Genomic DNA, 4,545 nt, shown 5'->3' on the forward strand with positions numbered 1-4,545 from the left:
CGACCAGCACCGACAGCAGCGACGTGCCGCCCTGCGACATGAAGGGAAGCGGCACGCCGAGCACCGGGAACACCCGCAGCACGACCCCGATGTTGATCATGGCCTGGCCGACGATCCAGACCGTGATGCCGCCGGCGGCGATGCGCACGAACGGGTCGTCGGTCTTGCGGATGACGTGGAACGCACCGACCGCGTACAGGGCGAACAGCGTGAGCACCACGGCGCAGCCGATGAGGCCCAGCTCCTCCCCGACGACCGCGAAGATGTAGTCGTTCGCGATCGCGGGCAGCCAGTCGTACTTCTCACGCGAGTTGCCGAGGCCGAGCCCGAAGATGCCGCCGTTGGCGAGGCCCCAGATGCCGTGCAGAGGCTGCCAGCAGTCGTTGTAGTAATCGTCGAGGCAGTTGGGGTTCAGAAAGCTCATGAACCGCCGCATGCGGTCGGGGCTCGTGACCGCGAGCACCGCCACGGCCAGGGCCGCGCCGATCGCCGGCAGAACGAAGATCCGGAGCTTGACGCCTGAGAAGTAGAGGGCGCCGAGCACGAGCAGCACCAGGACCATCGCGGTGCCGAGGTCGCGGCCCGCCATCACCGTGGCGATCGCGAGGCCCGCAACGGGCACGAGCGGGATGAAGACGTGCTGCCACTTCGTCAGCAGCGTGCGCTTGCGGAACAGCACGAACGCCACCCACAGCGCGAGCCCGAGTTTGAGGAACTCCGACGGCTGAGCCTGGAATCCGGGGACGATCGTGATCCAGTTGCGGTTTCCGTCGTTCTCATGTCCGAGCGGCGTGAACACCAGCAGCTGGAACGCGATACCCAGGACGAGCGCGGGCCAGGCCATCTTCTTCCAGAACGACACGGGCAGCCGGCTCGCGATGAACATCAGCGGGATGCCGATCGCGGCGAACACCAGCTGCTTCACCGCCGTGTCCCACGGCGCGACGCCGTCGGCGGTCGCCGTGGCGGAGGTCGCGGAGAGCACCATCACGAGACCGAAGAACGTGAGCAGCAGCGCGGTGGACGCGATGAGCAGGAACTCGCTCGGCACCGGTGCGAAGACGCGCCCGAGACTCACCCGGGCGGCGAGACCGCGGCCCTGCCGCTGCGAGCGCTCAGTGGCCCCGGCGGGCTGGATCCGCGGCTGCGTCGTCGTCATCGCCCGCCCCCGTTCCGATCCGTTGCCTCACCGCCGCCGCGAACCTCTCGCCGCGGTCGGCGTAGGACGCGAACTGGTCGAAGGACGCCGCGGCGGGGGCGAGCAGAACGATGTCCCCGTCACGCGCCACCCCGGCGGCCAGTTCGACGACCCGCGGCATGACCTCTTCAGTCTCATCGGCGTCCACCTCGAACACCGGCACCGCGGGCGCGTGTCGCGAGAACGCCGACACGACGGCCGCGCGCTCGATGCCGATGACGATGGCCGCCTTGGCCTGCGCGCCGCGGGCTGCGACCAGCTCCGAGATGTCGACGCCCTTGAGCAGGCCCCCGACGACCCAGACGGCCCCCGGATACGCGGCGAGCGACGACGCGGCTGCGTGGGGGTTCGTCGCCTTGGAGTCGTCCACCCACGTGACGCCCTCATGGCGCGCGACGACTTCGATGCGGTGCGGGTCGAGACGGAAATCGCGCAGCGCGTCGTGGATGGCTGCGGGTGCGACGTCGAGCGACCGGGCGAGCGCGGCGGCGGCGAGAACGTTCGCGACGATGTGAGGGGCCGCGAGACCCAGCTGCGCGAGCTCCTCGAGCGTCGTGAGCTCGAGCGCGCTGGTGCGGCGATCCTCGAGGAACGCGCGGTCGACGAGGAGCCGCTCCACGATGCCGAGATCGCTGGGTCCTGGCACGCCCAGGTCGAACCCGATGGCGCGCGCGCCCTCGACGACTTCGGCGTCCTCGACCATGCGCCGGGTCGCGGCATCCGCCTTGTTGTAGACGCACGCCACGCGCGTGTTGTCGTACACGTGCGCCTTGGCCTCGCGGTACGCCTCGAACGATCCGTGCCACTCGAGGTGGTCGTCGGCGAGGTTCAGGCACACCGCGGCGTACGGCGAGAGCGGCTCCGGCCCCTCCTGCAGACCCAGGTACCACAGCTGATGGCTCGAGAGTTCGACGACGAGAGCGTCGAACCCGGACGGGTCGCGCACGGCGTCGAGCACCGGCGTGCCGATGTTGCCGACGGGCGCGGCGCGCAGTCCACCGGCGACGAGCATCGTCGCGGTCAGCCGCGTCGTGGTCGTCTTGCCGTTGGTGCCCGTGACGAGGATCCAGTCGGCCGGCGACCCGTCGGGCCGCACGACCTTGTCGCGCACGCGCCAGGCGAGCTCGATGTCGCCCCACAGCGCGATACCCGCCTCGCGCGCCCACGCGACGAGGGGATGCCCCGGCGCGAACCCGGGCGAGGCCACCACGACCTCGGGATCGAAGTCGCGAAGTTCTTCGGGCACGGCGTCGAGCTGCCCGGCCCACAGTCGCGCGCCGATGACCGGCAGCAGGCGCCCGTACTCCTCATCGGCCCTCTCGGTGACCACGAGCACGTCGGCGCCGAGCTCGGCGAGCGTGTCTGCGACCGAGAACCCGGTGACCGAGAGGCCGAGCACCGCGACGCGCAGGCCGTTCCAGTCCGCGTGCCAGCTCGTGAGTGAGTCGAGCCGCGCGGACCCCGACCTTTCGCCTGCCGTCGCGGTCATGTCTGCGTGAGCCATTCGACGTAGAAGAACCCGACACCCGAGACCGCGAGGAGGCCCGCGATGATCCACATGCGCACGACGATCGTCACCTCGGACCAGCCGCGCATCTCGAGATGGTGGTGGAACGGGCTCATCAGGAACAGCCTCTTGCCGCGCGTGATCTTGAAGTAGAGGCGCTGCAGGATGACCGAGCCGGGGGCGATCACGAAGACGCCCGCGACGAGAACGGCCAGCAGCTCGGTGCGGGTGAGGATCGCCATGGCGGCGAGCACGCCGCCGATCGCCATCGACCCGACGTCGCCCATGAACACCTTCGCCTTCGGCGCGTTCCACCACAGGAACCCGACGAGCGCGCCCACGAAGGATGCCGAGACGATGGCGAGGTCGAACGGATCGCGGGTCGGATAGCACGCAGCCTTGGCCGCGGCGACGGCCGCCTCGCTCCCCCAGCACGCTTGGTTGAACTGCCAGAACGCGATCAGGCTGTAGGCGCCGGTGACGAAGATCGCCGCGCCGGCCGCGAGGCCGTCGAGGCCGTCGGTGACGTTGGTGCTGTTCGAGAAGGCCACGCCGATGAACGACACCCACGCGAGGTACAGGATCCATCCCGCGATGGCGCCGAACGCCATGAACCACAAAGCCGGCACGTCGCGGAACACCGACACGAACGGTGAGGCAGGCGTCTGGCCGTACTGATTCGGCAGGTTCAGCGCGACGACGCCGAACGGAACTGTGACCGCGATCTGCCCGACGATCTTGCGCCAGCCGCTCAGTCCCATGAACTTCTGCTGTCGCACCTTCATGTAGTCGTCGATGAAGCCCACGACGCCGAGGCCGACCATCATCCAGATCACGAGCAGACCCGAGACCGTGGGCGGGTTGTTGCCGGTGTAGCCGCCGACGAGATAGCCGACGATCGTGCCGACGATGAAGATCGTGCCGCCCATCGTGGGCGTGCCGCGCTTGGTCTGATGGTTGGGGTTGCGGATGTCTTCCGGGGTGCGGATGACCTGCCCCCACCCCCACTTGCGGAACAGCCGCAAGAAGACGGGGGTCAGGAAGAGCGTGAAGGCCAGCGAGATCGCCGCCGCGGTCAGGAGTGATCTCACGAGAACGATTCTCCCAGACGATCGCCGAGGAACCTCAGGCCCGCGGAGTTGGACGACTTCACGAGCACGCGGTCGCCGTCGCGCAACTCGTCGCGGAGGTATTCGAACGCCTCGTCGGCGGTCTCGAAGTAGACGGCCTCGCCTGCCCACGACCCCTGGGCGACGGCCTCGAGGTACATGCGACGCGCGTCGGGGCCCACCACGACGATCCTCTGGATGCCGAGCCGCACGGCCAGCAGGCCCACCCGGTCGTGCTCCTCCTCGGCGTGGTCGCCGAGCTCGGTCATGGCGCCCAGCACCGCCACGGTCCGCTCCCCTAGGCCGGTGATCTGCGCGAGCGTGCGCAGTGCTGCGGCCATCGAGTCGGGGCTGGCGTTGTAAGCGTCGTTGATGATCCGCACGCGGTCCGAGCCGAGCGGCTGCATGCGCCAGCGCTCGGCGATCTCGACGGTCTCGAGGCGTGCGACGGCGTCCGCGAGCGCGACGCCGAGCGTGGTGGCCGCCGCGATCGCGGCGAGGGCGTTCATGACGTGGTGCTCGCCCAGCACCTGCAGTCGCAGCCGCAGCGACACGCCGTCGGCCGTGACCGTGAAGGACGTTCCGGATGCCGTGACCTCGACGTCATCGGCGCGCACATCCGTCGCTGCGATCCCGCGGCCGAACCAGCGCACCCTGGCGCCGCGCTCTGCGGCGATCGGGGCCATCGCCGCCACGCGTGCGTCGTCCGCGTTGAGCACGGCCGTGCCGCC

General features: G+C 69.7%; 4 protein-coding genes. All 4 read right to left on the minus strand.

All coding sequences use genetic code 11. The annotated features are described in order from the left end of the window. Positions 1-1,159 (minus strand): FtsW/RodA/SpoVE family cell cycle protein (locus tag EIO58_RS13225; RefSeq protein ID WP_164861693.1); only part of this gene is annotated, 1,159 nt, incomplete at its 3' end. Then, positions 1,116-2,687, minus strand: a complete 1,572-nt coding sequence (gene murD / locus EIO58_RS13230) for a UDP-N-acetylmuramoyl-L-alanine--D-glutamate ligase (RefSeq protein WP_205789269.1) — start codon at positions 2,685-2,687, stop codon at positions 1,116-1,118. The genes murD and EIO58_RS13225, both read right to left, overlap by 44 nt. After that, positions 2,684-3,796 (minus strand): phospho-N-acetylmuramoyl-pentapeptide-transferase, encoded by a 1,113-nt coding sequence (gene mraY / locus EIO58_RS13235; protein ID WP_127819935.1) that lies wholly within the window; start codon positions 3,794-3,796, stop codon positions 2,684-2,686. The genes murD and mraY overlap by 4 nt, the downstream gene beginning before the upstream one ends. After that, positions 3,793-4,545, minus strand: a 753-nt coding sequence (locus EIO58_RS13240; protein ID WP_240658828.1) for a glutamate ligase domain-containing protein, incomplete at its 5' end; no start/stop codon positions are given. The genes EIO58_RS13240 and mraY, both read right to left, overlap by 4 nt.

Source organism: Microbacterium sp. CPCC 204701 (assembly GCF_004010105.1).
Taxonomy (GTDB): Bacteria; Actinomycetota; Actinomycetes; order Actinomycetales; family Microbacteriaceae; genus Microbacterium.